The organism is Sinomonas sp. B1-1 (genome assembly GCF_050474465.1).
In the GTDB taxonomy this organism is placed as follows: domain Bacteria; phylum Actinomycetota; class Actinomycetes; order Actinomycetales; family Micrococcaceae; genus Sinomonas; species Sinomonas flava.
Window position 1 is genome coordinate 53,957 of the sequence record NZ_JBCHVF010000011.1, and the last position, 24,583, is coordinate 78,539.

The following is a 24,583-nucleotide window of genomic DNA, read 5'->3' on the forward strand; positions in this document are numbered from 1 at the left end:
CTGTGCCTTTTCTGTACGGATAGGACGGCCCGACGGTGGGCCGCAACTGGATGATGCGGGGCTTGGAGCTAAGGGGCGGCGACCGGCTCAGCCGGGCAGCCGCAGGAAGTGCCGATATGGAGCTGGTGCTCGCAGATTTCGTGGACGAAGCTCGTCCGCTTGGACGTGATCTGGTCAAGGAGCAGCGCGAAGGCCTTGGTCGCCATCTGCTGGACGGGCTGCACGATGGTCGTCATCCCGATGAGGCGGGACCGGCTGTGCGGGAGCCCGTCGCTCCCGACGACGAGGAGGTCGTCGGGAATGCGCAGGCCCAGGGACAGCGCGTATTCCATGACGCCGATCGCGATCTCGTCCGATCCGCAGACGATGGCCTCCGGCCGGTCAGGCGAGCGGAGGAGCCGCTGCGCGGCTGCGATCCCGCCTTGGGCGTTCAGGCGCGTGCTCACCTTGCGCGACCCTGAGATCGTGACACCCGCCTGTGCCGCGGTGCGGACGAAGGCGACCTCCCGCGCAAGCGAAGCGGTCGAGAACCGCGGTCCGATCACCGTTGCGATCTCAGTGCGCCCATGCCCGAGGACATGCGCCATGAGCTGGGCGGCGGCAGCGTCGTCGTCGATCCCCACGAAGTCCCCGGGGACCTGCTCGGAGCGGCGCGAGAGGTAGACGTACGGGATCCGGCGCTGCCTGAGGGTCTGCAACGACCGGGCGTCACGCCGCAATGCAGCGGCGATGATCACCCCGTCGACATTGCGGGCGGCGAGGGTCGCCGCAATCTGGGACAGCGAGTCCGCGTCGTCCTGGGTGGTGGCGACGAACACGTCGAAGCCTTCCGCCGCAGTCGCCGTGATGATGTTCTGCGCCCAGCCCGTGTACATCGGGTTCACGATGTTCGGAACGATGAGCCCGACGACGCGGGTGAGCTGCGGATCCGGAGTCTGCCTGCGGCCGGACGCCCGGTAGCCGAGCTCGTTGGCGATCCCGAGAACGTGCCGACGCGTCTCGGCCGAGACGCCTCCGCGTCCGTTCATGATGTAGCTGACGGTCGCCGGGGACACTCCCGCCGCCCGCGCTACGGCCGCAGCAGAGACCCTCGTCGGTCGTTCGGCGGCTGCTGCGGTCATGCGGAACCTCCTTCCCGTGAGATCTGAGTGAGGGGCCTCTCGCCCTCTGTGTGACCTCCATTACAGAAGACGGCGTAACGTTAAGCAACGTTAAGTAGTGGAGCTGACTGGTGCTGAACGCTCGGGCGGATCCCGCAGCTGGCTGGTCTCGGAGGGGGTCTTCTCCCCCGATAGCCAGTCGCAGCGCTTAGCCTTGACTGCGTGGCATCACCCTTCGACGACCCCGAGTTCGCTGCACGACTGGCCCAGATGGGCGTCGTCCACACACCGGGCATGGCCGACCGCCTGATGGACGATCTCGCGCCGCTGCTCGCAGCGGAAGGGATCGACCTCAACAACCTCGACGCCGACACCGACCTCGACGAGGTCAATGCAGCGCTCGACCGCGCGACCGAGCGCCACAACCTCGCGCTGTTCACGCCCATCGGCGCGCAGCGTGTCGGGGCCTTGGAGGTCCTGCGGCTGTTCGCCGAGTCATTCGCGGAGGGCGGTGAGGACGAGGCCGCAGCCGTGCTCGCGGGCGTCGAAAGCGACCCGGCCGGCGATGCGCCGGCGATCTCGCACCTCATCGGGGTCAGTCTCGGGCTTCTCGACAGCTGGCATACCGACCCGGGACTGCATGCCGCGCTTGCGGCCACCCGGGTGCCGCGGTGGCGCCGTGCTGCACGCGCGGCGGCCACCGATGTCCTCGCCCTCGCCCGCAAGGGGCGCGCGTTCGACTCGCTGAAGAGCCTGCACCGGCACGGCGGGCTGGCGCTGTTCGAGGGATCCGCGCTCCTTGTCGCGGCATCCCTCAGCGCGCGCGCCGCGAGTGAGGGAGTCTCGGTGCGCGACCTCGCGGGGCGGGTGCTCATGGACGCCAGCCCGGGCCGATCCGCGCCCGCGGTCCTTCCGGGGTCGTCCCTCCACGCCCCGGGAAGCAGCTTCATGCGCCCACAGGGGGCAAGCGGTACGAGAGGGCAGCGCCCAGCTGCTACCCGGCAGGGCGGGGCCCGTAGCGCGCGGTCCGCGGACCGCGCGCTGCTGCGAGGCTTCGGCGCATGGCTGGAGAGTTCGCCCTCGATCGCCGCTCCCACGGTGGACGACGAGCTGAAGATGATGGAGATGCTGGTGGGCATCGCGCGAGGCGAGGGCCTGGACCTGCACCGGGCCACCGACGTCGAGCCGCTGATCGACCTGCTCTGGGACCCCGACCTGGAGAATCCGGAGGCACTCGGGGCCGCCCTCGAGACGCTCCACGACTACGTGCACTTCCGCCTCGACGAAGGCCGCGACCTGGACGGATGGGAGGAGGCACACGGGGCCGTCGAGGATGCCCTCGACGACGCTGGCGCCTCGGGCCCGCTGGGTGCGATGGTGGAGGACGCGGAGAAGGTCAGCCCGGAGACGCGCCGCCGCGCTCTCGCGCAGACGACGCTCATCGCCGCAGTGAAGGACCTGCTCGAATGGGTGGGCCCCGGCAGGCCGGTGACGCAGACCGGCGGTGTGCGCCGTGGGGACATCAGGCAGGTCGCGAAGATGCTGGGCATCCGGGCTGTCGGGGTCGCGAAGCGCGTGGGCGACCACCGCGACGAGGGCGCGCCCGTGCAGGCGCTGTCGATGGCCGACGTCCCCCTGCTCGCCCAGTGGTGGGAGGCGCTCTCGACCGCGCAGGTCATCCGGACCAACTCGTCCAGCGTCCGACCGGGCCCAGCAGCCGCCGAGTGGAGCGCCGAGGCACTCCCGCCGCTCGACCTGGCCGAGAGGGTGGCCGAGATCTTCGTGGCGGCGACGCTTGCCGCCCCCATGAAGACCGGTTTCGGCTCAATCATTGTCAGGGAGTCCCTGCCCCCGCTGATGCACGCTCTGGCCCCCGAGGACGTCGACGTCCCAGACGTGGCCGGATTCGGCCACGGGCCTGTGTGGACGCTGCGGAACCTCGAGCGGGCGGGGGTCGTCACGTTCGGCGCCTCGGATTCCCTCAAGATCCCCGACGGGACCCGGGCCGCCGTTGCCCGCGGCCTCCTCCTCGCCGTCGCGCACCTCGCCGGAACCGAGGACGGGTAGGACCCCGCCAGGGGGCGCGGTCAGGCGGACCGGACGGCCGCTACGAGGTCGGCGGGCGACCCGCGCCAGGGCGCGCCGTGGCCGGGGAGAACTCAGGATGCCGGAATCCCGCTGAGCCGATCGAGGGAGGCCAACGCCTCATCCGGGTTGTCCGTGAAAGGAGCCGGCTGCGCGGCCTCGCGTCCGGTAAGCACGTGGCGCGTGGTGAGCGCGTCGCCGACGAATACCGCATCCGCCACCGGGATATGCACAGCAATGCTCCCGGGCGAGTGCCCCGGCATCCCGAGGATGACCGGGCTGCCGGGAAGGTCGAGCACATCTCCGTCCGCGATCTCGGCGACATCCTGCACGTACCTGGTGCGCAGCCCGTTCTTCCGCAGCCCGTAGGCGAAGAAGCCGAGCGTGGGTCCGAGCCGCGCGGGCCCCATCGGCGTCTTGGGCTTCTCGCCGGTGCGCGCGCGTTGGGCGTCGCGGGAGTGGATGAAGACGGGCACGCCGACTTCCTGTCGCAGACGCTCGGCGAAGCCGATGTGGTCGCTGTCGCCGTGGGTGAGGACCAGGCCGCGGATGTCGGACAGCGGGCGGCCGATGGCGTCCAGCTCGCGGCGCAGGTCGTCCCAATGGCCCGGCAGGCCGGCATCGATGAGCGTGATCCCCTCGGGCAGGTCGACGAGGTACGAGGCGACGATGTCGTTGCCGAGGCGATGCAGGTGCGGCGCAAGCTTCATGGCGATCCCTTCCGCTACTATGGCTACGATCAGTAGCCTTCATAGCTACAGTACGTAGCCATGATGGCTGGCGTCAACAGCCGAGGAGGCCCGCGTGGCGGCACCCGCACGCATCACGAACGAGGAGGCGGTCAAGGCTGCGCGGGAGATCCTCGAGTCCTCCGGACCGGCCGGGCTCACGATGCAGTCCGTGGCCGCTCGTGTCGGCGTCCGGGCCCCGTCGCTGTACAAGCGCTTCCGGGACCGCGAGGCCCTGCTTTCGGCGGTGGCGTCGTCGTGCATCGACGAGCTGACCGGTCGGCTCGAGACCGCAGCGCCTGACCTGTCGCGTCTGGCCACCGCCTACCGGAGCTTTGCCCATGAGCACCCCGAGGCGTTTCGTCTGATCTTCACTCCCTCCGCTCCGCAGGAGGCCCTTCAGCGCTCGGCTGCGCCCGTCATCCGCGCCGTCGCCGCACTGGTCGGCGAGGAGCACGCGCTCGATGCGGCCCGGCTGGTCACCGCCTGGGCGACGGGTTTCGTGCAGATGGAGCTCGCGGGAGCCTTCCGCCTCGGCGGGGACGTCGACGAAGCGTTCGACTACGGGCTGCGGCGCATCGCTGCAATGCTCGACGCCGAACGTGCGCCGCGCAGGTGATCTCCCTGCCCTCACTGCCGCGCTCCCCCTTGCGGCTCCGAGCGCCGCTCGGGACGCTGGATTCATGAACAAGGTGCTCGTTTCATTCGGCGCGTCCACCGCCGCGGCCGTCGCCTGCTCGGCTGCCCTCCGCCCCGTGTTCAGGCACTGGGGCGCAACCCGCGACGAGGTCGACGGCCCGTACCCCGGCGAGGGCATCGTCCCCGACGGCGAGCGCGGCGCCACGATGGCCGTGACCATCGACGCCCCGCCCGAGGCCGTCTGGCCGTGGCTCGTCCAGCTCGGCGGCGACCGCGCCGGCTGGTACTCCTGGGACCGCCTCGACAACGGCGGCCTGCCGAGCGCCGACCGGATCCACCCCGAATGGCAGGACCTCAAGCTCGGCGACACCGTCAAGTACTGGACCAAGCGCAACGGAGCGGTGGACGCCTGGACTGTCGCCGCCCTCGAGCCCAACCGCTTCCTCGGGCTCCACGGGCTCAGCGACCTCACCGGCCGCCCCCTCGATCCCGCGCAGCCTCGCCCCTCCGCCTACACCGAGGGCCTGTGGGGCTTCCAGCTCAAGGGGCTCCCCGGCGGAAGGACGCGCCTCGTGATCGGCGGGTACGAGACCTTCCGGCCGCGCTCGGTCGGCTGGCTGCTCTCGCAGTGGATCTTCCCCCCGCTCGTGTGGGTCATGCAGTCCCGGATGCTCGCGGTCCTCAAGCGCAACGCCGAGCGGGCAGGGACGCACGCCGGCTGAGCGCGCGGCGGCCACACGCCGTCGTGCGCCGGAGCTCCACCCGGCGGGACCTTCGCCACTGGGCTCCGCCTCCGGCCAGGCGGACCATGGAGGAAACCCGCCTCTGGAAGGAGCCGTCATGGGCAAGGTCCTCATCGCCTACAGCACGCATGAGGGGCAGTCGGCGAAGGTCGCGGACTTCATCGCGGAGGTCCTGCGCGGGCGCGGGCTGGACGCGACGGTCTCCGACATCAAGGAGTCCCCCAACGCGACCCCGGCCGGGTACGACGGCGTGATCGTCGGCGGGTCGATCCACATGGGCAAGCACGACAACCGCATGGTCGAGTACGTCCGCAGCAACCTCGAGGCGCTGTCCGCGGCGCCGTCGGCCTTCTTCTCCGTCAGCCTCAGCTCGCACGGCGAGCCGGAGGAGGCCGAGGGCTACGTCAAGAACTTCGAGGAGCAGACCGGGTGGCGGCCGGACAGCGTCGCCATGTTCAGCGGCGGCCTCCCCTACACCCACATGAACTTCATCCTGCGGCACATGATGAAGAAGATCGTCGAGGGCAAGCCCGGAAGCATGGACACCGACACCTCCCGCGACTACGTCTACACCGAATGGGACGGCGTCCGGCGGTTCGCCGAGGACTTCGCCGCCCAGCTCGCGCCCGCCGCCTCCTAGGGGCGGTGGGCGCACGACGGCGGGTGCGCACCCGCCGTCGTGCGCCCGCCACCCGCGGGGCTCGGTCAGCTCACCCGAAGTAGAGGTGAGTGTGGAGCGCGCAGCGCTCGTTGAACCGGGCGCCGCAGCTGGGGCACGAGGTGGTCGCGAGATAGGCCTCAACGGCCATCTCGCCCTTGCACACCCCGCACAGCACCGCCGGCTCCGCCCAGCGGTCCGTGGGCCAGGTCTACGGCTCGTGGTCCGTGTCCTCGGCGTGGCAGAGGTGGCACGGGTAGTACCGCAGGCAGCAGGCGAACTTGATGGCGACGACGTCGACCTCGGTGCGGTAGTGGACGCAGCGGGTCTGGTCGTCGACGGTGGCGCCGAAGACCCGCACAGCCTGAGCTCTCCCGCTCACTTCACCCGGCGCACGAGCACGTCGGGGAACGCCCGGTGCACGGCCACCGCGGCGACGGCCGCCACGGCGTCCTTGAGGAGGTCGCCCGGGTAGAAGACGAGGTCGGCGGCGAAGGCGGCCTGCCAGGAGAGCTTGAGGTTGACCATCATCCCGAGCACGCCGGGCAGGTGGGAGGCGAACACCGAGACCACGGCCGCGGCCAGGAAGAACCACAGGGCCCGGCGCTTGGCGGGCAGGCGCCGGATGATCTGCTCGGCGGCGACGCCCACGAGGAAGGCCGCGAGGACGAACCCGACGATGTAGCCGGCGGACCCGCCGGCCATGACCTGCAGCCCGGCGCGGCCGCCCGAGAAGATCGGCAGCCCGGCGAACGCCAGGACGAGGTAGAGCCCCACCGCCGCCGCGGCGCGCCCCCCGCCGAGGACGAGGCCGGTGAGCATGATCGCGAGGGTCTGCAGCGTGATCGGCACCCCGAAGCCGCCCACCGGGATGCCCGGGACGAGCGCCGAGGCCGCGATGAACGCGGCGAAGACCGAGATCAGGGCCAGCGACCGGGAGTCCCACATGCGGCGGGGCTTGCGGGTGCTCTCGCGGGGGGTGTCACCGGGGTTCGTCTCGGCCTTCGGGGCGGTTTCAGTCTTCGGGGCGGGGCGGCCGGGTGCCGGGGTCGGCGTCGTGGGGTTGCTCATGGTTCCTCCAGAGGGTCCGGGCGGACGTTCTGCAGGAAGGCTATGCCGCCGCGGCGCCGGCTGTTTTGTGGGGAATCCACCACGTGCACGGGTGGTTTGTAGATCGGTGGCTACAAAGGCGGGCGCGCGTGACGTAGCACATCGCGGGCGTGCGTCAGTGGCTCGTACGCTGGTGCCATTGGCCCGGCACCCCGGCGGCCGGCCGCGCACCCAAGGAGCGTCCATGACCCAAATCCTCGTCGCCTACGGCACCACCGAGGGGCACACCGGCACGATCGCCGCCTTCGTGGCGGACGTCCTGCGCGAGCAGGGCCACGAGGTCACGGTCGCGGACGTGGAGGCACTCGAGACGGTCCCCGACACCTGCGGCGCGGTGATCCTGGCGGGCTCGGTCCACGTCGGCAAGCACGATACCCAGGTGGTCGACTTCGCGGCCGCGAACCTCGAGGCGCTCACCTCGCGCTCCTCGGCGTTCGTGTCCGTGAGCCTCGCGCTCGTCGGCGACACCGCCGAGGCGCAGAAGTACGTCCAGGACTTCGAGGCCGCCTCGGGGTGGACCCCCGAGCAGGTCTCCCTCGTGGCCGGCGCCCTGCTCTACACGCAGTACGGCTTCGCCAAGCGCCAGCTCATGCGCGGCATCGCCGCCAGCAAGCGCGGCGCCCTGAGCACCGACACCAGCCAGGACCACGTCTACACGGACTGGGACGCCGTGCGCCGCTTCGCCGAGGGCTTCGCCGCGCAGGTCGCCGCCGCGGCGTAGCACCCCGGCGGGCGGCGGGCGCACGACGGCGGGTGCGCACCCGCCGTCGTGCGCAGAGGGCCGCGGACCTGCAGGCCCTCCCGCCCTCGCCCATCAGGCCTTACAGGTGTGGTCGGACTCCTGTACCGTGCCTACCGCGGCCTCGGGGAGTGCAGCTGCGGGGGACCTTGCGCATGGCGCTCATCCGCGTGGTCCACATATCGCCGAATTCCTCACCGGAGAGGAAGAAGCCGGAGAACATGCGGTAGGTGTCCGGGCCGAACACCATGAGCTGTTCCTCGCCGAAGAGGTCGGCATGGTGCTCGAGGAGTCCGGGGCCCTGCTTGCCCCAGTACCCCGTCCACTCGTCCGTCGCGGAGCCGAACCCGTCGAGACGCCACCGGATCTCCGGAACCGCGCTCCGCGGCGCCCTACCGGCCGGCCCGGGGCCTGGTTCTGATCGACAGCAGCACGAAGGTGGCGACGAGCACGGGAAGCGCGACGAGGTGGTAGGCGACGTCCCCCGGTTCGCCCCCGAGGAGGGTGAACGACAGGCCCACGATGAAGCCGGCGACGGCGAAGCCGGTCGCGACCTGTGCCGCGAGCCGCCCTCGACGGGGGCGGCCGAGGAGGGCGACGGCCCCCGCGACGAGCACGACGCCGATGATCGCCTCGGCGACGCCCGCGGACGTCGGGCTGTAGGGCCGCCTGCCTTCTCCCGTCATGCCCGAGAGGTGGAGGGTCGAGACGACCGCGAGACTGGCCGCCTCGAGGATCATGAGCGCCGACAGTCCGCGGCGCGCACGGCCCGATGCGAAGACTGGGGTGGACGCCATCGTGATCTCCTGATCGTTGCCGGCAATCCCAGAATAGGCGCCTCCCCGATGCTCGCGCTGGTTGGCCCCTCACCCTCGGGTCTACACTGGCCACCTCACGTTCCACGTTGACCTTCAGGGGGCTTCCGGTGCTGCACAAGGGACTTGATAACCGGCAGCCGCTTTCTGCGTCGGACTGAACGTCATGTCTTTGCGTGTTTCGGGCGCACTTGCCGTGATCGGCGGACTCGCATGGCTCCTGAAGGTCGCCCTGATGTGGGCGAATGGCGGAACTGAGAGCACCACCGGGTTCGTTGGCTTTCTGTTCCTCGTGGGCATTACCTGTATCGCAATGGCAGGCAGCGTCAGAGCCTGGTTCTTCAGCCCCAGCGCAAGGGTGTGGCGGAGAATACTGGCGATACTCGCATTCCTGGTGGCGCTCGTCCTCATGGTGGATCTTCCGATCCTGGCCGGATGGCAGATCTTTGGCCGCGTGTGGATCGCCGAGGAACTCGGCATCATCCTCACAGCCGCGCTTGCGCTCGGAGTGGGGGCTCGCTGGCTCGTTCGTGGGTTCGGAACGAAAGCTGCAGCAGCCCCAGAAGCCGTCCTGTAAGGATTCCGGTCGCCCGCAGCAGACGCAGCGAGGGCCCCGGTCCCGAATATGCTGGCCACATCCGACCCGAGGAGCCGCATGTTCACCGGCCTGAGCGCCTTCACCCTGACCCCGCTCGACGAGCAGCGCATCGACGAGTCTGCGCTCGGCCGTCTGGTCGAGCGGGCAGCCGCGGCCGGCGTCGACAGTCTGGGCGTCCTCGGCTCGACGGGCAGCTACGCCTACCTCACCCGCGAGGAGCGGCGCCGCGTCCTCGAGGTCGCCGTCTCCCACGCAGGCCGCACGCCGGTGCTGGCCGGAATCGGCGCCCTCCGGACCCGCGACGTCCTCGCCCACGCCGCCGACGCCCAGCAGGCCGGCGCCGCCGCCGTCCTCCTCGCCCCGGTGTCCTACCAGCCACTCAGTCCCGACGAGGTCTTCGGCCTGTTCGAGGACGTCACCGCCGAGCTGTCCGTCCCGCTAGTCGTCTACGACAACCCCACCACCACGCGCTTTGCCTTCACCGACGGGCTCCACGCCGCCATCGCGCAGCTCCCCCACGTAGCCTCCATCAAGATCCCGCCCGTCCCGACCGACCCCGCCGCCGCCGCGGACCGCATCTCCGCCCTCCGCGCCCTCCTCCACGACGGCGTCACGATCGGGATCAGCGGCGATGCCTCCGCCGCCACGGCCCTCACCCACGGCGCGGACGCCTGGTACAGCGTGCTCGCCGGGATCCTCCCGGAACTCTGTGTTGAGCTCACCCGCGCCGCGCTCGGCTCACCGGATCAGGCGCACGACGCCGCCCGCGCCCTCGCGCTCTCGGCCCGCCTCGCGCCCCTCTGGGACCTCTTCGCCCAGCACGGCAGCATCCGCGTCGCCGCGACGGCCGCCGAGATCCTCGGCCTCACCACCGGCCCGAGCCTCCCCAAGCCCCTGCGAGCGCTCGACGGCAAGGCGCGCGCCGCCGTCGTGCGCGCCCTCGGCAGCCTGCCGCCCCGACACCGCCAGGGCAGCTGAGGCGCGGCGGGTGCTCACCCGCCGTCGTGCGTCCCCTACACCCGTGCGAGCAGCGAGCTGAACTGCTTCGCCCCGCTGGCAACCATGGTCAGGTCCGAGCCGGCGACGATATAGCGGTAGCCGCGGGCCACGGCGTCGGCCGCGGCCTCCGGCGAGCCGGCGAAGATGCCCATCGGCACCCCGCGGGCGGCGGCGGCAGCCTCGATCGCCGCTGCAGCGGTCCGCATCGGCTCCGAGTCCTGCTCCCCCGGCGTCCCGAGGTCGACGGACAGGTCGACGGGCCCGATGAACGCCACGTCCAGGGCGGCCATCGCGGCGTCGATCCCGTCGGCGTAGTCGGCGGTCTCGAACTGCCCCACCGCCAGCACGGTCGAGTTGGACCGTTCGAAATGCCCGGCGAGGGTCACGCCGATTCCGTAATCGGCGGCCGGCTGCGCCAGTGAGACCGACCGGGACCCGAGCGGCGGGTAGGAGACGAGCTGCCGCAGCTCTCCCGCCGCGGACCCCGAGCCGCGGGCGAGCTGGATCCCGGCGGCGCCGGCCTCGAGCAGGCGGTTGATGTCGCCGCGGTCCAGGGCGGGGACCCGGACCAGAACCGGAAGGCCGCGCGCGCGGCCGGCCCGCACGACGTCGCACGCCTCCCCGACCGACATCTGCGAGTGCTCGTAGTCGCACACCACGAAGTCGAAGCCGGACAGGGCCAGCAGGTCCACGATCTCGAACCGCGGGATCTTCAGGAACGTGCCGAGGACGGGGCGCTCGGCCATGAGGTCCCGGAGGGACTGCGGGAAGGCCATCAGATCCCCAGCAGGTCGGCGGGGTTGTCCGCGATGAGCCGGCGCACGTCCTCCTTGGAGACGCCCGCGTCCAGCAGGCCGCGGACAATGCGCGCGTAGGCATCCACCGGCAGCGGGTTGTTCGCCTGGCCCAGGTCCGAGCCCAGGAGGGTGTTCTCCACGCCGGCGGCCTTCACGAAGCCGAGCAGGGTGTCGAGGCCCCACTGGTAGAACGAGGTGCGGTCGTCGTACTGGCAGATCGAGTGCTCGATCCGGGCCCCGAGGCCCACCCAGCGGCGCACCCGCTCGGGCTCGGCGCCGATCACGAAGTTCGGGTGGTTCACGAGGATCCGCTTGATCCCCATGGAAGAGGCCTGCTCGATGAGCCGCTCCGTCTGGTCGGCGTCGAGGTGGCCGCAGGACATGATCGCGTCGTGGCCCTTGATGACCTCGAGGATGTCCAGGACCTCTGGCTTGAGCGCGCCCTCGGCGTCGAGGATGCCGATCTCGGTCGTGTGGCGCAGGCCCAGGTTGTTGGTGGGGAAGCGCATGTTCTGGCCCTCGGCCTCGTGCACGCAGATATGGGCGTGCGAGGAGATGGTGGGGAACCAGACCATCCGGCCGCCTTGGGCGAGCGCGAGCTCCGCCGCATACGGATTGAGGCCGCCCACGTAGTTGTTCAGCGCCACCCCGGAGACCACCGGGATCGGCAGCCCGCCGAGCGCCTCGGACGCCGCTCGGATGTCCGTGACCATCGAGTGGTGGTGGCTCTTGACCAGGATCGCCTGGAACCCGGCCTCGTGCGCCTGCCACGCGGCCTCCGCGATGGGCAGCCGGCGCGGGAACGGCGAGGGGCTGGGGTGGACGTGGAGGTCGACGGCGCCGTCGAGGATCGCGGCGACCTCGGGATCGTCGATGGTGACGGACTCATGGTCTGCAGGCTTCAGCATCGTTGCTGTCCTTCCGTTCGGTTGTGCCCTAGGGGCATTGACAGTGACCGTGATCACGATGCTACGCTCGTTCCACATTGCGCACAAGCTGTTCCGACAAACGGAACACAAGGTCAAAGGAGATCGCGGTGTCCCTCAACGAATCGCTCTACTCGGAGGTCGTCAGCTTCGACGACATCCCGCTCGAAGTCGCCCGCCCGGGCATCACCCGCAAGGCCTACGCCACGGACGAGGTCATGATCGTGTGGAACACCGTGGAGAAGGGCCTCGAGCTCCGCCCCCACTCGCACGAGGACTTCGACCAGCTCGTGTTCATCCTCGAGGGCGAGGCCGACTACTACGTCGACGGCGTCCCCCACCACATGGGTCCGCGGGACCTCATGCTCGTCCAGCGGGGCAAGGAGCACTACATCGATGTGACCTCCGGCCCGTGCGTGAACATCGACATCTTCGTGCCCCCGCGGGCCGACTACGCCCACCTCACCTCCTGGGTCGCCAATCTGGGCGCCAAGGAGCCCCTCACGCTGGGCGGCCGGGCGTGACCGCGCCGGCCCTGAACAGCCACACTGGGGCTGTGGGCACGACGGCGGGCGGCCACGAGCGCCGCGCGGTGGTCGGCGCGAGCGCCGGCTTCTTCATCGATATGTTCGACATCTACCTGCCGGTGATCGCCCTCGCCCCGGCGATGGCCTTCTTCACCCCCGCCTCGATCGACGCGGCCACGACGGCGATCCTCGGCGGCCTCGTCTTCGCCTCCACCCTCGTGGCCCGCCCCCTCGGGTCCATCATCTTCGGCTGGCTCGGGGACAAGGTGGGGCGCAAGAAGGCGACGGTCGCCGCCGTCGCCGGCGCCGGGGTGGCGACCGGGCTCATCGCGGCGCTGCCGGGCTACCAGAGCGTGGGCATCGCGGGCGTCATCGCGCTGATCGCGCTGCGGTTCATCGGCGGCGTGTTCCTCGGCGGCGAGTACACCGGCGCGGTCCCGCTCGCGATGGAGCACTCGGCCAAGCGCAACCGCGGCCGCAACGCGGGCCTGATTGCGCTCGGATTCCCGTCCTCCTACGTGGCCATCTCGGCGCTGACGCTGCTCGTGCTCACGTTCGCGCCGGCCGGCAATCCGGCCTCGGCCTACTCGCAGTGGGGCTGGCGGATCGCCTTCATCGTCGGCGCCGTCATCTCGATCGGCTTCGCGATCGCCTACGCCCGCGGCGTCGAGGAGAGCCCTGCCTGGGAGAACACCGCCGCCAAGCGGGTCAACCCGTTCAAGGAGCTCCTCGCCGGGTCCAACCGCAAGCCGCTCGCGCAGGCGTTCCTGCTCATGACCGGCGTGTGGTTCTCCTCCAACGCCTCGATCGTGATCCTGCCGCCCACCATCGCGCCCACCACCGGGCTCAGCGCGGTGCAGACCTCGACGCTGATGATCATCGCGTTCGCCGTAGTCTCCGTGGCGTACCCGCTGTTCGGGATGCTCTCGCAGCGGATCGGCCGCCGGGCGTTCTTCGTGCTCTGCGGGGTGGGCTCGCTGCTGGCGATCCCGCTGTTCGTGCTCTTCGCGTCCGGCGCCGTCAAGGGCTTCTGGGCCGCGACCGTCGCCGTCACCGCGATCGCGCTCCTCGGGATCCCGGCCTTCGGGGCCATCGGGGCGTACATGTCCGAGCGGTTCCCCGTGGAGATCCGGGCGACCGGGTACGGGGTGGGCTACTCCCTGGCGCTGATCATCCCCTCGTTCTACGCGTTCTACATGGCCGCGCTCGCCGGGATCATGCCGCTGAACCTCACGCCCACGGTGCTGCTCGCCGTCGGCGGCATCTGCCTCATCGCAGGCGCCCTCTGGGGTCCGGAGACCAAGGACCGGAACCTGGCCGAGCACACGATCGCCGCCGAGCGGCAGCCGTGACGCGGGCGCCTGTGCGGCGCGGCGCTGCGGCTAGAGTGTGGGCTATGCCAACGGACAGGGACGACGCCGCGCCGTCGGGCGGGCTGCAGGTGGTGAGCCGGAGCGCCCAGATCCTGCGGATGTTCAGCTCGGACCGCACCGAGGTGCGCATCAACGACGTCGCCGAGGAACTGGGGATCGGGCGGACCTCGGCGCACCGCTACCTCCAGTCGCTCGCCTCCGAGGGCTTCCTGCAGCGGATCAACGACAACGACTACCGGCCCGGCCCCCTCATCATGGGCATCGCCGCCTCGATGCTGACGGGGCCCAAGATCGTCGACGTCGCCGAGCCCCTCCTCGCGAGCCTCGCCGAGCTCTCGGGGCAGACCGCAGTCCTCGGGCTGTGGACCGGTTCCAGCGCCGTGGCCGTCGCGTCCAAGGAGCCGGCCGGGAAGTCGGTCAACATGACCGTCCGGATCGGCGCGCCGCTCGGCCCGCAGTCCGCGCAGGGCCTGGCGTTCCTCACCTGGGGATCCGCGGGAGCCAGGGAGCGCTCGCTCGGGAGGCTCGGCACCGCGCGGACGGAGGTCGAGCGGAAGCTGGCGGAAGCCGCGGCATCGGGCTACACCGTGAGCGAGGCGGTGATCGACGGCGTGGCCGCGATCGCGGCGCCGGTCTTCGACGCCGGCGGCAGCATCATCGCAACGCTCGCGCTTGTGGCGCCTTCCGGCGTCCTGGACACGTCCGCCGAGGGGCGCCACGTAGCGGACCTCAAGACGGCGGCGGCCGCCCTTTCTGGGCTGCTCGGGGCCTCGACCGCCGCATAGACCCATCACGCACGACGCCGGCGACTCGCCCCTGGCGGGGCGGCCGCCGGCGTCCTGTGCAGCCCGGTCATGCAGCGCAACTGAATCCCTGCTATGAACGGTCGCTCGGTTCAGCCGAGCTCACGACGGCCCCGCAGATTCTGGGTCGGGATCGTACGACACTGGGTTCCTGCGGTACTCGACCTGAGTGCCCATTAAAGCCTCACTCACGGGATGCCCCGCTGGCAGCGGGGCGCCTACAAGGGCCCTCTTCGGCTTGCCCGTCCGGCTATCCGATACTGTTTCGTGGTACGGGCCGTAGAGCTCCGCCACAAGCACTATTCGGCCTTGATAGTTGAGCGCCGCCCACCGCTCTCCCTCGATCCGCTTCTTGGCCAACCACCAGTCGCCGCGGTTATTCTCCCAAAGCTCCTCAGGCGTTACATCAGGGTCGTAGCCCCACCAATCGCGCCCGAGCGGATCATCGCGGTCTGCAATCTGCCGATCGATGAGCCTGATGTTGATGACCATGGGTCGAGTATCGCTGGTCAACCTGCGAATGTCGGAGCACCGTGCCAAGATTCTCTCGTGGCAGCGATTCCCTCTTCACCGCTTGGGGTGCCCCTCCGCAATAGGTGGGGTCTATGCGGAGCGCGTTCCGCGTAGCGGCTTTAGCCGCAGGTGAAAGGAAAGTGTCCATGCCCAAGTTCAAGGTCGCCAAGAAGCCCGTGGTCCCCACGCTCTCCTACTCCGATTCGAGGGGGATGGGCGAGAAGATCGTCGTGTGGCCGAGCATCCTCCACGATGATGACCCGTGCATCCAGATCGACCCCGACCACGAGTGCGAGATGAGCCGCGCCATCCACTTCCGCAGGGAGGACGCGCCCAAGCTCGCCGCGGCCATCCTCGCCGCCGCGATGGTGAAGCCCCGGAAGAAGAAGCGCCGGTAGGAGCGCGGCTAGCGGACGACGGCGGCCATGCACCCGCGGTCGTCCGCTCACCCTCCGCCGGGCGCGGCGTTGCCCGGTCCCGGCGGCCGTGGCGGAAGCGGGGGCTTGAGCTTCCCCACGAGCGCGGCGTGCACGGCGGGGTTGTCGGGCCAGTAGCCGATGGTGGCAGCGAGCGTGTTGCCGATCCGCTCCATGGCCTGCGCTGCGGTGGCGAGGTGGACCCCGTGCGCGGAGATGATCGACGGCCCGACGGTGACACCGCGCCCGTGGAGGAGGACCAGCGGGATGACCTCGACCTGCGGGCCCAGCAGCCGCCGGTAGCCTTCGGCGGCGACGTGCATCGCGTTGGGGCGGGGCGACCCGTACCCGTCCGTCCGGACCAGGACGTCGCGGTCCCGGCGAACATCCCACTGGTACGTGCCCCACCGGTAGAGCTTCGAGTCGATCAGGAAGACGACATTCCCACGCGCCACGGCGTGGTCGACGTCGGCCTTGTCGTCGTAGGGGAACAGCAGGCCATGGAAGACCGCGGTGCCGGGGATGCTCAGCAGCATGTCCAGGAGGAGGGCCGTTGCCTCCTCCCCCACAGCGCCAGCCTGCACCTGCGCCGCCCCAAATCTGCTTCCAGCGGTGCGGATGCCGCCGGGCGAACCGTGCGCCCTGCCCGCCCGGGCCGCCGCTGCCGCCACCTCCCGGTTGTGCTCGCGCTGGCGGGCGGCGGAGGCGAGGATGCGGATGAACCAGACGAAGCCGACGAGCAGCACACCCAGAACGAGTGGCGCCCACACCGGCGACTTCGACGTCCCCGTGACGAAGGCGAGCAGGGACAGTGCAACGAGCGCCCCGAGCGCAGCGGAGAGGCAGCCCCCGACGCGCAGCAGCGCCCGCCAGCCCACGGCGCGGTTGGCCTTCCTCAGCTCCGGCGTCACATAGTTGGGGCCGCCCCCAAAATTCCGGTACCAGGCCCACTGCATCGGATAGAGCCCAGAAAAGGCGACCGACCGCGCATCACGATCCACAGCTCCCCCACCGTCCCCCCAATTCAAGACCGGGCGCCGGCGCCTCGGTATCGCCCATTCCACCATCTGGGCGAGCGCCGCGACGAGGCCTGAAGTCCCGAAGGTGTTCTCCGCATCCGGGGAACCGGACATTCAACTAAACGCGCGCCCGCCTACGTGTCTAACCGACTCAAAATGCTCCGCACACGTTCCGCCTCGATCGGCAGCTGACGAGCCAGCGCGCCCCAGAGGAGGTCGTAGTCGACCTGGTCGTCGCTGTGCGCTACGAGATTGCGAGTCGCCTTCATGGACCGCCACGAGACTTCGGGGTTTGCGGCGGTGAAATCTTCGGGCAGCCGCGCGACGGCTTCCCCTATCTTGTGGAGGATCGCCTCCGCGGCAAGCCGCAGCGCCTCGTCGGAGTCGTAGGCCGCCTTGCCTCTGGCAATGATGACTTTCGCGGCGGTGTCGCTGAACCGCAGGAAATCGACCAGGCTTCTGAGGACCCGCTCCCGATCGCTCACAGGGCGACTGCTTCGTCCCGGATCGGATTCGGACCGGTGCGGAGACCGCCGTCGGAAACGACGTCCACATGGAGCCCCGTCAGGTCCTCGAGCTCGACTGTGAGTTCCGCTAGGTCGAGGACGGTGGCGTCGGGAGCCAGCGTGACCAGCAGGTCGATGTCGCTTCCGGAGATGTCCTCCCCGCGCGCGACCGATCCGAAAACGCGCACGTTCTCGGCCTTGTGCTCCTTGGCTACGGCGATGATCTGTCCGCGCTTCTCCGCGATCACTGCAGAGGGCCGCGGAGGGGCCGTATGCCTCAGTCGCGAGAGCATCGTCGCGGAGGGCGTGCGCTGTCCGCTCTCGTATGCCGCGATGTTGGGCTGGGCGACTCCCGAGCGTGCCGCTAGCTCGGCCTGCGTGAGTCCCGCCGCCAGCCGCAGTCGACGAATCTCATCCACACTCCCGATCATATCGCTTGATATAGTCCTTCGTTCCTCGCGCGGGGGCATGCAACGACAGAAAATCGGATCGAACGAGAACTGTCGGAGGTGTGCCCTATCGTTCATCTCACCTAGCAAGATCGACGCCGCAAGGCGGCGGAATTCTACGGGCGCGGTAACGATGTAGAGTCGGCTCCGCTGTCTCCGCACGGCACAGGAAACATCACTATGGGGGGATTCTGATGACGCATCAAATCATCATCAACAATGGGCCGGCGAACGTTCCGTCCGGAAAGATCATGGAGTTCGACGGCGGCGCGGCCGACTTCCTTGGAACCCAGATCCTCGGCTGGCTCATCACCGTTTGTACCGTGGGCATCTGCTACCCCTTCGCGCTGGTCCTTCTCGAGCGGTGGCGAGCGAAGCACACCATCCTGCACGGTCGCCGCCTTCAGTTCCGGGGAACGGCCATGGGGCTTTTCGGGCTCTGGATCAAGTGGCTTTTCCTGATCATCATCACGGTCGGGATCTACTCCTTCTGGGTCATGCCGCGGATTACGCGGTGGAAGATTGAGAACACGGTCTACGCGGACTGACTTCGCCATTCGCGCACGTTCGCGGCCCTTTCGACTTCATCGATTGCACGAGTCCTTGGCCCAGCAAGGCCTGGAGAGAACAACGGAAATCTTGCATGCCTCGAAGGCTTCGCAAGAACAGCGCCGCCTGGATCAAACAGAGCTGATCCGAGCGAGCGCGTCACTGTTCCCCACCCGCGCCCGCTGCATCCGCTCCTCCACCGCCTACGAGGCAGCCCAAGACGGGAGGAGCGTGAACGCGAAGTCGGGTACTCCCAGTGGCTTTTTCGAGTGGTCGGAGGTGGAGCTTTCGCGTACACCGATATGCCAGAGTGGGCCTACCGGCGCCGCAGTGTGGCCGCGGAGCCGGCCCACATGGGGCGATGGCGGCGATCGGAGCGGCCGATGTATCTATCCCTCGCGGACTGGCGCAGCCGCAGGACCGAACTCGCTGCCGGCAAGGCGCCGCCTTTCAGGCTGGCCCCCACGATCGTCGCGTTGGGTGTGGTGAGCCTGCTGACCGATGTCTCCTCCGAGTCGGTGGCGTCGGTCCTCCCCCTCTACGTCACGGCATCGCTGGGCCTGTCGACGGTGGCCTACGGGTTCATGGACGGGATCTACCAGGGCGTCAGTGCCACGGCCCGGATCGCTGCGGGCATGGCCGCGGACCGGTCAGGCAGCCAGAAGTGGGTCGCGTTCTTCGGCTACGGGCTCTCGGCCGCGGCAAAGGTGGTCCTGCTGGCGGCCAACGGGTTCAACTCGCTCGCCGCCGTGATCGCCGTCGACCGCGTCGGCAAGGGCATCCGCACCGCCCCGCGGGACGCGATGATCCGCTTCGCCGCACAGCCGGAGCACCTCGGCCGGTCGTTCGGCGTCCACCGCATGCTCGACACGATCGGCGCCACGCTCGGACCCGTCCTGGCGTTCCTGATCCTGCTGGCGATCCCCAACGGCTACGGCGTCGTCTTCGTAGCCTCGCTCGCGTTCGCGCTCGTGGGGCTCGCCGTGCTGGGCCTGTTCGTCCCGAATGATCGGGGGCGCCTCCCGGCCGACACCGTACCACCGCCCCCGCGCCCGCGCCCCCGCTGGCGGGACGTGAACACCCGCCCGATGCGGCGACTGCTGCTCGCCGCCGGGGTTCTCGGGCTCCTCACGGTCGGCGATGGGTTCCTCTACCTCGTCCTCCAGGCCCGCACATCGTTCGCCGCCCAGTGGTTCCCGCTCCTGTATGTCGGCACGAACACCGCGTACCTGGCCCTGGCCATCCCCATCGGCCGACTCGCGGACCGGTGGGGCCGCAAACGCGTCTTCCTCGCCGGTCATGCGGCTCTCCTCGCCGCCTACGCGTGCGCCGTCATGCCCTGGGCCGGGCTGCCCGCAACCGTCGCCACGCTGGCCCTGCTGGGCGTCTTCTACGGCGCAACCGACGGCGTGCTGGCCGCGATGGCCGGCATCCTCGCGCCCCGGCAGGCCGCCGCGACCGGGATTGCCGCCGCGCAGACGGTCGTCGCCGTCGCCCGCCTGCTCGCGTCGACCGGATTCGGCCTGCTCTGGTACACGGTCGGGAGCGACGCCGCGATGTGGCTGGTCGCCGTCGCGCTCGCGGCCGCCCTGCCGGTCGCGGCGATGCTGCTGCGCACCGCCCGGACGGCGGCTGCGTGACCGCCCGCGCGCGGAGCATCCTGCTCATCGTCATCGCCGTCCTGGCCCTCGGCGGTGCGGGCGGCTACGGCGCCTGGGCGTACGCCCAGTACCAGTCCGAGTCCCGCGCCCCCTCCCAGGCCGCCGTCGCCGCAAGCGCGCCCGCAGGCCCCGTTGTCTACTTCCGCAACGTCGCATCGGGCCAGGGCCAGGGGATGGTGGCGACCGTCCCGGTCGACAACTCCCTGGGACCGCGGACGATCACAGACCAGGCCTGCGACCGGATCTACGCGGCCGCCGCGCGCCGCGTCTGCCTACGCGCCACACCGGGCCTCGCGAATACGACCGACGAGGAGATCTTCGACGCCGACTGGAACCTCCTGCGCACACGCACCCTCAACGGGTCGCCCAGCCGGGCCCGCCTGCTCGCGGACGGCACGCTCGCGTCGTCGACGGTGTTCGTGGCCGGCAGCGGCTACGTCGGCGGGTTCTCCACCGCCACCGAGATCTCCGCGACGGACGGCGAGAGCTTCGGCAACCTGGAGAAGTACGCGATCGACATCCCAGGCGTCGCCCTGAGCCCCGCCGATCACAACCTCTGGGGAGTGACGTTCGCCGAAGACGGGGACACCTTCTATGCCACGGTCGGCTCGGCGGACCGCACCTGGCTCGTCAAGGGCAGCGTCAGGGCACGGACCCTCACGGCCGTCCGGCCCGGCGTCGAATGCCCCTCGCTCTCACCGGACGGGACCAGGATCGCCTTCAAGTACAAGGCCGACCCGAACCAACCCCGCACGAGGGTGCTGGCCGTCCTGGACCTCGCCACCGGCGAGGTGACGGTCCTCGCTGAGGGCCGCAACGTGGACGACCAAGCCGAGTGGCTGGACAACACCACGGTTCTCTACGGCCTCGCTCGCGGGGTTCCGATAGGCGACAGCGACGTCTGGTCGGTGCCCGCTGACGGCACGGGCAGGCCCACCCTCTTCATCGAGCACGCCTGGTCGCCCTCTGTCGAACGGCGGTAGCCTGCGCGCCCCGGGCCGAAGGGGCGGGGGAGCCATCGACCCGCAGCAGTGGGGCTGCCGCGCGGACGACGGCGGGTGCGCACCCGCCGTCGTGCGCCCGTGGTTTCGACTCCGCTCAACCACCGGTGTGCGTCCGTGGTTTCGACTCCGCTCAACCACCGTTGTGCGTCCGTGGTTTCGACTCCGCTCAACCACCGTTGTGCGCCTGCGGTTTCGACTCCGCTCAACCACCGGTGTGCGTCCGTGGTTTCGACTCCGCTCAACCACCGTTGTGCGCCCGCCCCTCGGAAGGGTTCGGTCAGCCTCGCAGGCTCGCCTCCTGCAAGCGGCGCGGGCTGTCCGGGTTCATGAGCGAGTGCTTGCGCCCGTAGGCGAAGTAGATGACCAGCCCGATCACGAGCCAGACCAGGAAGCGTAGCCAGGTCTCCCAGTGCAGCTGGCTGATCAGCAGAAGCGAGGCGATGACGCCCACCGCGGGGACCACCGGCATCCACGGCAGGCGGAAGGTGCGCGGGGCGTTCGGCTTGGTGCGGCGGAACACGATCACCGAGACGCACACCACCACGAAGGCGGCGAGGATGCCGATGTTGGTCAGGTCGGCCACGGCGCGGATGGGGAACACACCGGCCAGGAACGCCGAGCCGACGCCGGCGATCCAGGTGACGCGCTGAGGGGTCCCGCCGCGGTCCACCTTCGAGAACCACTTCGGCAGGAGACCGTCGCGGCTCATGGAGAACCAGACGCGGGTCACGCCGAGCAGGAAGGTCAGCATCACGGTGAGGATGGAGAGCACCGCGAACACCGAGATGATGCTCGCGATGACCGGCAGGCCCACCCCGGTGAACGCGGAGGCGAACCCGGCCTTGGGGTCGATGTCCTGGTAGTTCTGCATGCCCGTCAGGACCAGCGTCGCGGCCACGTAGAGGAGCATCGCGATGATCAGGGACAGGATGATGGCCTTGGGCATGTGCTTCTTGCCCTCGGTGGCCTCCTCGGCGGCGGTGCTCATGGCGTCGTAGCCGAAGACGGCGAAGAAGACCGTGGCCGCGCCGCTCATCACCGGCCCGAAGCCGCTGGGCATGAACGGCGTGTAGTTGTTGGTGTTGATGTAGAAGACGCCCAGGCCCACGATGAACAGGATCAGGGTGACCTTGATGGCCACGACGGCGAGCTCGAAGCGGCCGAACGCCTTGGTCCCGCGGCTGAGGATCAGCGTGACGAGGAGGCAGATCAGGATGGCCGGCACGTTGATGATGCCGCCCTTGCCCTCGTCCACCGTGGAGGTCATCCACGCCGGGAGGTGCACGCCGAAGCCGCTCAGGAACGCGTCGAGGTACCCGGAGATGCCGATCGCCACCACGGCGACGATCGCGATGTACTCCAGAAGCAGGTCCCACCCGATGAACCAGCCGGTGATCTCGCCGAGCGCGACGTAGCCGTAGGTGTACGCCGAGCCCGCGCGCGGGATCATGCCGGCGAACTCCGCGTAGGAGAGCGCCGCGGCGGCGGAGGCCAGGCCCGCGACCAGGAACGAGACCAGGACCGCCGGCCCGACCCCGGGGTTGTCGGCGTCGCCGTGCGCCACGAGCCCGGCGAGGGAGAAGATGCCCACGCCGATGATCCCGCCGACCCCGATCGCCGTCAGCTGCCACAGGCCGAGACTCCTGAACAGCCCGCTCTTGACGGTCTCGTCTTCCATGTCCTCCAGTGGCTTGCGCCGCCACATCGACCGAGGATTCTGCCCACTCATCGAGAAACTCCCACCGTTGCTCCAGACCCGTTGCCGGGCCTTCTGGACTGTGCGGCCTCCGCGGGCAGCGGCTCCCCAACGTGACGCCCACCACATCGGCCTTGTTCAGTATCTGGAGGTGTGTCCCATCAGGTAAAGCGACTCTTCCCGAAGACTATCGGTCAGCTTTTCCGATCAGTACCGCGCAGAGGGCCATCCGGTGGGGCCCCCAAGACGGGCGTTCAGGCCGAGACGGCGCGGATCCGGCAGGCGAACTCCCAGGGCCCCAGGTCCAGGCCCGGGCTGTCGGGGTAGTTGCCGAGAAGGACTTCCGCACGGCCCCAGCCCGGGTCGCCGAGGTCCACCGGCTGCGGCTCGCCCGAGAAGTTGCCGAGCACGAGCAGCTCCGTGGCGTCGAGCCGACGGGTGAAGGCGTAGACGGCCTCGTCTTCGGGCAGGAGCATGGTGAAGTCGCCGTCGGCAATCACCGGCAGCTCGTGCCGGAGGCGGATGAGCTCGCGGTAGAACGCGAAGACCGAGTCCTCACGGTCCACTTGGTCCGCGGCGTTGATCTCCGCGGCGTTGGGGTTGACCACGATCCAGGGGGTGGTGCCGGTGGTGAAGCCGGCATTGGGCCCGGCATCCCACTGGACGGGCGTGCGGGCGTTGTCCCGGTTGAGCGGGGCGATGGACTCCAGGACCTGGACCGGGTCCAGGCCCAGGCCGCCGGTGGCCTCGCGGTAGTGGTTGAGGACCTCGATGTCCCGGTGCGCGTCGATCCCGGCGAAGGCCATGTTCGTCATGCCCAGCTCCTCGCCCTGGTACACGTACGGGGTGCCGCGGTGCAGGTGCAGGACACCGGCGAGCATCTTGGCCGAGAGCTCCCGGTACTCCCCGTCGTCGCCCCAGCGGGACACGATCCGCGGCTGGTCGTGGTTGCCCCAGTAGAGGCTGTTCCACCCGCGCTCCTCGAGCCCCTTCTGCCATCGGCCGAACGAGGCCTTCAGGTCCGTGAGCCGCATGCGGCCGGGGCGCCATTTGCTGCCCCCGCCGTGGTCGAGGTTCACGTGCTCGAACTGGAAGACCATGTCCAGCTCGTGGCGGTCGGGATCGGTGAACAGGACCGCGTCCTCGACCGTGACGCTGGGCATCTCGCCCACGGTCAGCAGGCCCGGGTCGCGGTGTGCGAACACCTCCCGGTGCATCTCCTGGAGGAACTCGTGGATCCGGGGGCCGCACGCGTAGCCGCGGCGGTCGTGGCTGTGGAGCTCGCCCTCATGGATGGGGGTGTCCGCCAGGGCGGGGTCCTTGGAGATGAAGTTGATGACGTCCATCCGGAATCCGTCCACCCCGCGGTCCAGCCACCAGTTCATCATCGCGTAGACGGCCTGCCGGACCTCGGGGTTCTCCCAGTTCAGGTCCGGCTGCTTCCTCGAGAAGAGGTGGAGGTAGTACTCGCCGGAGGCCTCGTCGAACTGCCACGCGGACCCGGAGAAGAACGAGCCCCAGTTGTTCGGCTCCGCGCCGGGCGTGCCGGGCTTGCGGCCGGGGCGAGGCGGGCGCCACCAGTACCAGTCGCGCCGCGGCGAGTCCTTCGACGCGCGCGACTCCTCGAACCACGGGTGCTCGTCCGAGGTGTGGTTGACCACGAGGTCCATGACGAGCTTCATCCCGCGGGCGTGGAGGCCCTCGATGAGCTCATCGAGGTCTGCGAGGGAGCCGAAGAGCGGGTCGATGTCCCGGTAGTCGCTGATGTCGTAGCCGTTGTCGTCCTGGGGCGACCGGTACACGGGCGAGAGCCAGACCACGTCCACGCCAAGCCGCTCGAGGTAGTCCAGCTTTCCGATGATGCCGCGGAGGTCGCCCACGCCGTCGCCGTCGGAGTCCGCGAAGCTGCGGGGGTAGATCTGGTAGACGACGGCGCTGCGGAACCACTGGGGGTCGGCGGCGGGGTTGGCGTGGGGCGAGCGGTCCGGAACGGTCATGGGTCCTCCTGTCGCGGTCCGGGCATCGTAGGCACGGTGCGGACCCCCGGGCCAGAGCGCCGGGCACGGCCGGTGGGCGGCCAGCCCGACGGACCGCACCGCCCAGATTCAGGACCCCGTCGCCTCCCGCTCG

At 69.9% G+C, this 24,583-nt stretch carries 27 protein-coding genes; 14 read left to right on the forward strand and 13 right to left on the reverse strand.

What is annotated here, in order from left to right; genetic code table 11:
- Positions 1-68: 68 nt before the first annotated feature.
- Positions 69-1,121, reverse strand: coding sequence for a LacI family DNA-binding transcriptional regulator (locus ACQ5BE_RS14745; protein ID WP_430297761.1), 1,053 nt, complete (start codon positions 1,119-1,121; stop codon positions 69-71).
- A gap of 201 nt (positions 1,122-1,322) precedes the next feature.
- Here ACQ5BE_RS14745 and ACQ5BE_RS14750 point away from each other — a divergent pair, with 201 nt between their 5' ends.
- Complete coding sequence (locus tag ACQ5BE_RS14750; RefSeq protein ID WP_430297762.1) at positions 1,323-3,167, forward strand: hypothetical protein; 1,845 nt, start codon at positions 1,323-1,325, stop codon at positions 3,165-3,167.
- A 92-nt stretch (positions 3,168-3,259) separates the two neighbouring features.
- Here ACQ5BE_RS14750 and ACQ5BE_RS14755 read toward each other — a convergent pair whose 3' ends face one another.
- Positions 3,260-3,895, reverse strand: a complete 636-nt coding sequence (locus ACQ5BE_RS14755) for an MBL fold metallo-hydrolase (protein WP_430297763.1) — start codon at positions 3,893-3,895, stop codon at positions 3,260-3,262.
- 94 nt (positions 3,896-3,989) lie between these two features.
- Between ACQ5BE_RS14755 and ACQ5BE_RS14760 the strand changes: the two genes are divergently transcribed.
- From ACQ5BE_RS14760 to ACQ5BE_RS14770, 3 genes are all read left to right on the forward strand, one after another.
- Positions 3,990-4,532, forward strand: coding sequence for a TetR/AcrR family transcriptional regulator (locus tag ACQ5BE_RS14760; RefSeq protein WP_430297764.1), 543 nt, complete (start codon positions 3,990-3,992; stop codon positions 4,530-4,532).
- A gap of 64 nt (positions 4,533-4,596) precedes the next feature.
- Positions 4,597-5,274: a hypothetical protein gene (locus ACQ5BE_RS14765; RefSeq protein WP_430297765.1), complete on the forward strand. Its 678-nt coding sequence runs from the start codon at positions 4,597-4,599 to the stop codon at positions 5,272-5,274.
- A 118-nt stretch (positions 5,275-5,392) separates the two neighbouring features.
- The gene (locus ACQ5BE_RS14770; protein WP_430297766.1) at positions 5,393-5,935 is read left to right on the forward strand and encodes a flavodoxin domain-containing protein; all 543 of its coding nucleotides are present in this window, start codon (positions 5,393-5,395) and stop codon (positions 5,933-5,935) included.
- A gap of 229 nt (positions 5,936-6,164) precedes the next feature.
- Here ACQ5BE_RS14770 and ACQ5BE_RS14775 read toward each other — a convergent pair whose 3' ends face one another.
- Together ACQ5BE_RS14775 and ACQ5BE_RS14780 are read right to left on the reverse strand one after the other, a co-directional pair.
- Positions 6,165-6,335: a CHY zinc finger protein gene (locus tag ACQ5BE_RS14775; RefSeq protein WP_430297767.1), complete on the reverse strand. Its 171-nt coding sequence runs from the start codon at positions 6,333-6,335 to the stop codon at positions 6,165-6,167.
- Positions 6,332-7,024 carry a biotin transporter BioY gene (locus ACQ5BE_RS14780; RefSeq protein WP_430297768.1) on the reverse strand — a complete coding sequence of 231 codons (693 nt, stop codon included), beginning with the start codon at positions 7,022-7,024 and terminating at the stop codon, positions 6,332-6,334. Before ACQ5BE_RS14780 ends, ACQ5BE_RS14775 begins: the two co-directional genes overlap by 4 nt.
- Positions 7,025-7,247: 223 nt before the next feature.
- On the opposite strand from ACQ5BE_RS14780, the gene ACQ5BE_RS14785 reads away from it, so the two are divergent.
- Complete coding sequence (locus ACQ5BE_RS14785; protein WP_430297769.1) at positions 7,248-7,784, forward strand: flavodoxin domain-containing protein; 537 nt, start codon at positions 7,248-7,250, stop codon at positions 7,782-7,784.
- Positions 7,785-8,194: 410 nt separating this feature from the next.
- Here the strand turns inward: ACQ5BE_RS14785 and ACQ5BE_RS14790 are convergent, their stop codons facing one another.
- The gene (locus ACQ5BE_RS14790) at positions 8,195-8,599 is read right to left on the reverse strand and encodes a hypothetical protein (protein WP_430297770.1); all 405 of its coding nucleotides are present in this window, start codon (positions 8,597-8,599) and stop codon (positions 8,195-8,197) included.
- Between the two features lie 214 nt (positions 8,600-8,813).
- Here ACQ5BE_RS14790 and ACQ5BE_RS14795 point away from each other — a divergent pair, with 214 nt between their 5' ends.
- Both ACQ5BE_RS14795 and ACQ5BE_RS14800 read left to right on the forward strand, forming a co-directional pair.
- A complete protein-coding gene (locus tag ACQ5BE_RS14795; protein WP_430297771.1) occupies positions 8,814-9,194 on the forward strand; it encodes a hypothetical protein in 381 nt (126 codons plus the stop codon).
- A 78-nt stretch (positions 9,195-9,272) separates the two neighbouring features.
- Positions 9,273-10,193 carry a dihydrodipicolinate synthase family protein gene (locus ACQ5BE_RS14800; protein ID WP_430297772.1) on the forward strand — a complete coding sequence of 307 codons (921 nt, stop codon included), beginning with the start codon at positions 9,273-9,275 and terminating at the stop codon, positions 10,191-10,193.
- Positions 10,194-10,228: 35 nt separating this feature from the next.
- Here the strand turns inward: ACQ5BE_RS14800 and ACQ5BE_RS14805 are convergent, their stop codons facing one another.
- Together ACQ5BE_RS14805 and ACQ5BE_RS14810 are read right to left on the reverse strand one after the other, a co-directional pair.
- Complete coding sequence (locus ACQ5BE_RS14805) at positions 10,229-10,990, reverse strand: HpcH/HpaI aldolase family protein (RefSeq protein ID WP_430297773.1); 762 nt, start codon at positions 10,988-10,990, stop codon at positions 10,229-10,231.
- Positions 10,990-11,919, reverse strand: a complete 930-nt coding sequence (locus ACQ5BE_RS14810; RefSeq protein ID WP_430297774.1) for a DUF6282 family protein — start codon at positions 11,917-11,919, stop codon at positions 10,990-10,992. The genes ACQ5BE_RS14805 and ACQ5BE_RS14810 overlap by 1 nt, the downstream gene beginning before the upstream one ends.
- A 128-nt stretch (positions 11,920-12,047) precedes the next feature.
- Here ACQ5BE_RS14810 and ACQ5BE_RS14815 point away from each other — a divergent pair, with 128 nt between their 5' ends.
- The 3 genes from ACQ5BE_RS14815 to ACQ5BE_RS14825 are packed head-to-tail and all read left to right on the forward strand — an operon-like array spanning position 12,048 to position 14,622.
- Positions 12,048-12,461, forward strand: coding sequence for a cupin domain-containing protein (locus tag ACQ5BE_RS14815; protein WP_430297775.1), 414 nt, complete (start codon positions 12,048-12,050; stop codon positions 12,459-12,461).
- Positions 12,462-12,493: 32 nt separating this feature from the next.
- Positions 12,494-13,816 carry an MFS transporter gene (locus ACQ5BE_RS14820; RefSeq protein WP_430297776.1) on the forward strand — a complete coding sequence of 441 codons (1,323 nt, stop codon included), beginning with the start codon at positions 12,494-12,496 and terminating at the stop codon, positions 13,814-13,816.
- Positions 13,817-13,860: 44 nt separating this feature from the next.
- The gene (locus ACQ5BE_RS14825) at positions 13,861-14,622 is read left to right on the forward strand and encodes an IclR family transcriptional regulator (RefSeq protein ID WP_430297777.1); all 762 of its coding nucleotides are present in this window, start codon (positions 13,861-13,863) and stop codon (positions 14,620-14,622) included.
- A gap of 120 nt (positions 14,623-14,742) precedes the next feature.
- On the opposite strand, the gene ACQ5BE_RS14830 is transcribed toward ACQ5BE_RS14825, so the two are convergent.
- Positions 14,743-15,132, reverse strand: coding sequence for a hypothetical protein (locus ACQ5BE_RS14830; protein WP_430297778.1), 390 nt, complete (start codon positions 15,130-15,132; stop codon positions 14,743-14,745).
- A gap of 167 nt (positions 15,133-15,299) precedes the next feature.
- Between ACQ5BE_RS14830 and ACQ5BE_RS14835 the strand changes: the two genes are divergently transcribed.
- On the forward strand, positions 15,300-15,551 hold the full coding sequence (locus ACQ5BE_RS14835; RefSeq protein WP_430297779.1) for a hypothetical protein: 252 nt from the start codon (positions 15,300-15,302) through the stop codon (positions 15,549-15,551).
- A 47-nt stretch (positions 15,552-15,598) separates the two neighbouring features.
- On the opposite strand, the gene ACQ5BE_RS14840 is transcribed toward ACQ5BE_RS14835, so the two are convergent.
- The 3 genes from ACQ5BE_RS14840 to ACQ5BE_RS14850 all read right to left on the reverse strand — a co-directional run bounded on the left by ACQ5BE_RS14840 (position 15,599) and on the right by ACQ5BE_RS14850 (position 17,513).
- Positions 15,599-16,525: a nuclease-related domain-containing protein gene (locus ACQ5BE_RS14840; protein ID WP_430297780.1), complete on the reverse strand. Its 927-nt coding sequence runs from the start codon at positions 16,523-16,525 to the stop codon at positions 15,599-15,601.
- Positions 16,526-16,722: 197 nt separating this feature from the next.
- On the reverse strand, positions 16,723-17,073 hold the full coding sequence (locus ACQ5BE_RS14845) for a HepT-like ribonuclease domain-containing protein (protein WP_430297781.1): 351 nt from the start codon (positions 17,071-17,073) through the stop codon (positions 16,723-16,725).
- A complete protein-coding gene (locus ACQ5BE_RS14850; protein ID WP_430297782.1) occupies positions 17,070-17,513 on the reverse strand; it encodes a helix-turn-helix domain-containing protein in 444 nt (147 codons plus the stop codon). The genes ACQ5BE_RS14845 and ACQ5BE_RS14850 overlap by 4 nt, the downstream gene beginning before the upstream one ends.
- 224 nt (positions 17,514-17,737) lie before the next feature.
- Here ACQ5BE_RS14850 and ACQ5BE_RS14855 point away from each other — a divergent pair, with 224 nt between their 5' ends.
- The 3 genes from ACQ5BE_RS14855 to ACQ5BE_RS14865 all read left to right on the forward strand — a co-directional run bounded on the left by ACQ5BE_RS14855 (position 17,738) and on the right by ACQ5BE_RS14865 (position 20,736).
- Positions 17,738-18,091, forward strand: coding sequence for a DUF898 family protein (locus tag ACQ5BE_RS14855; protein ID WP_413250165.1), 354 nt, complete (start codon positions 17,738-17,740; stop codon positions 18,089-18,091).
- Between the two features lie 384 nt (positions 18,092-18,475).
- A complete protein-coding gene (locus tag ACQ5BE_RS14860; RefSeq protein ID WP_430297783.1) occupies positions 18,476-19,732 on the forward strand; it encodes an MFS transporter in 1,257 nt (418 codons plus the stop codon).
- Positions 19,729-20,736, forward strand: coding sequence for a TolB family protein (locus ACQ5BE_RS14865; protein WP_430297784.1), 1,008 nt, complete (start codon positions 19,729-19,731; stop codon positions 20,734-20,736). The genes ACQ5BE_RS14860 and ACQ5BE_RS14865 overlap by 4 nt, the downstream gene beginning before the upstream one ends.
- A 298-nt stretch (positions 20,737-21,034) precedes the next feature.
- Here the strand turns inward: ACQ5BE_RS14865 and ACQ5BE_RS14870 are convergent, their stop codons facing one another.
- Complete coding sequence (locus ACQ5BE_RS14870) at positions 21,035-22,486, reverse strand: amino acid permease (protein WP_430297785.1); 1,452 nt, start codon at positions 22,484-22,486, stop codon at positions 21,035-21,037.
- Between the two features lie 221 nt (positions 22,487-22,707).
- Entirely contained in the window at positions 22,708-24,450 is a 1,743-nt protein-coding gene (locus ACQ5BE_RS14875) for a glycoside hydrolase family 13 protein (RefSeq protein ID WP_430297787.1), read from the reverse strand.
- Positions 24,451-24,583: the final 133 nt, after the last annotated feature.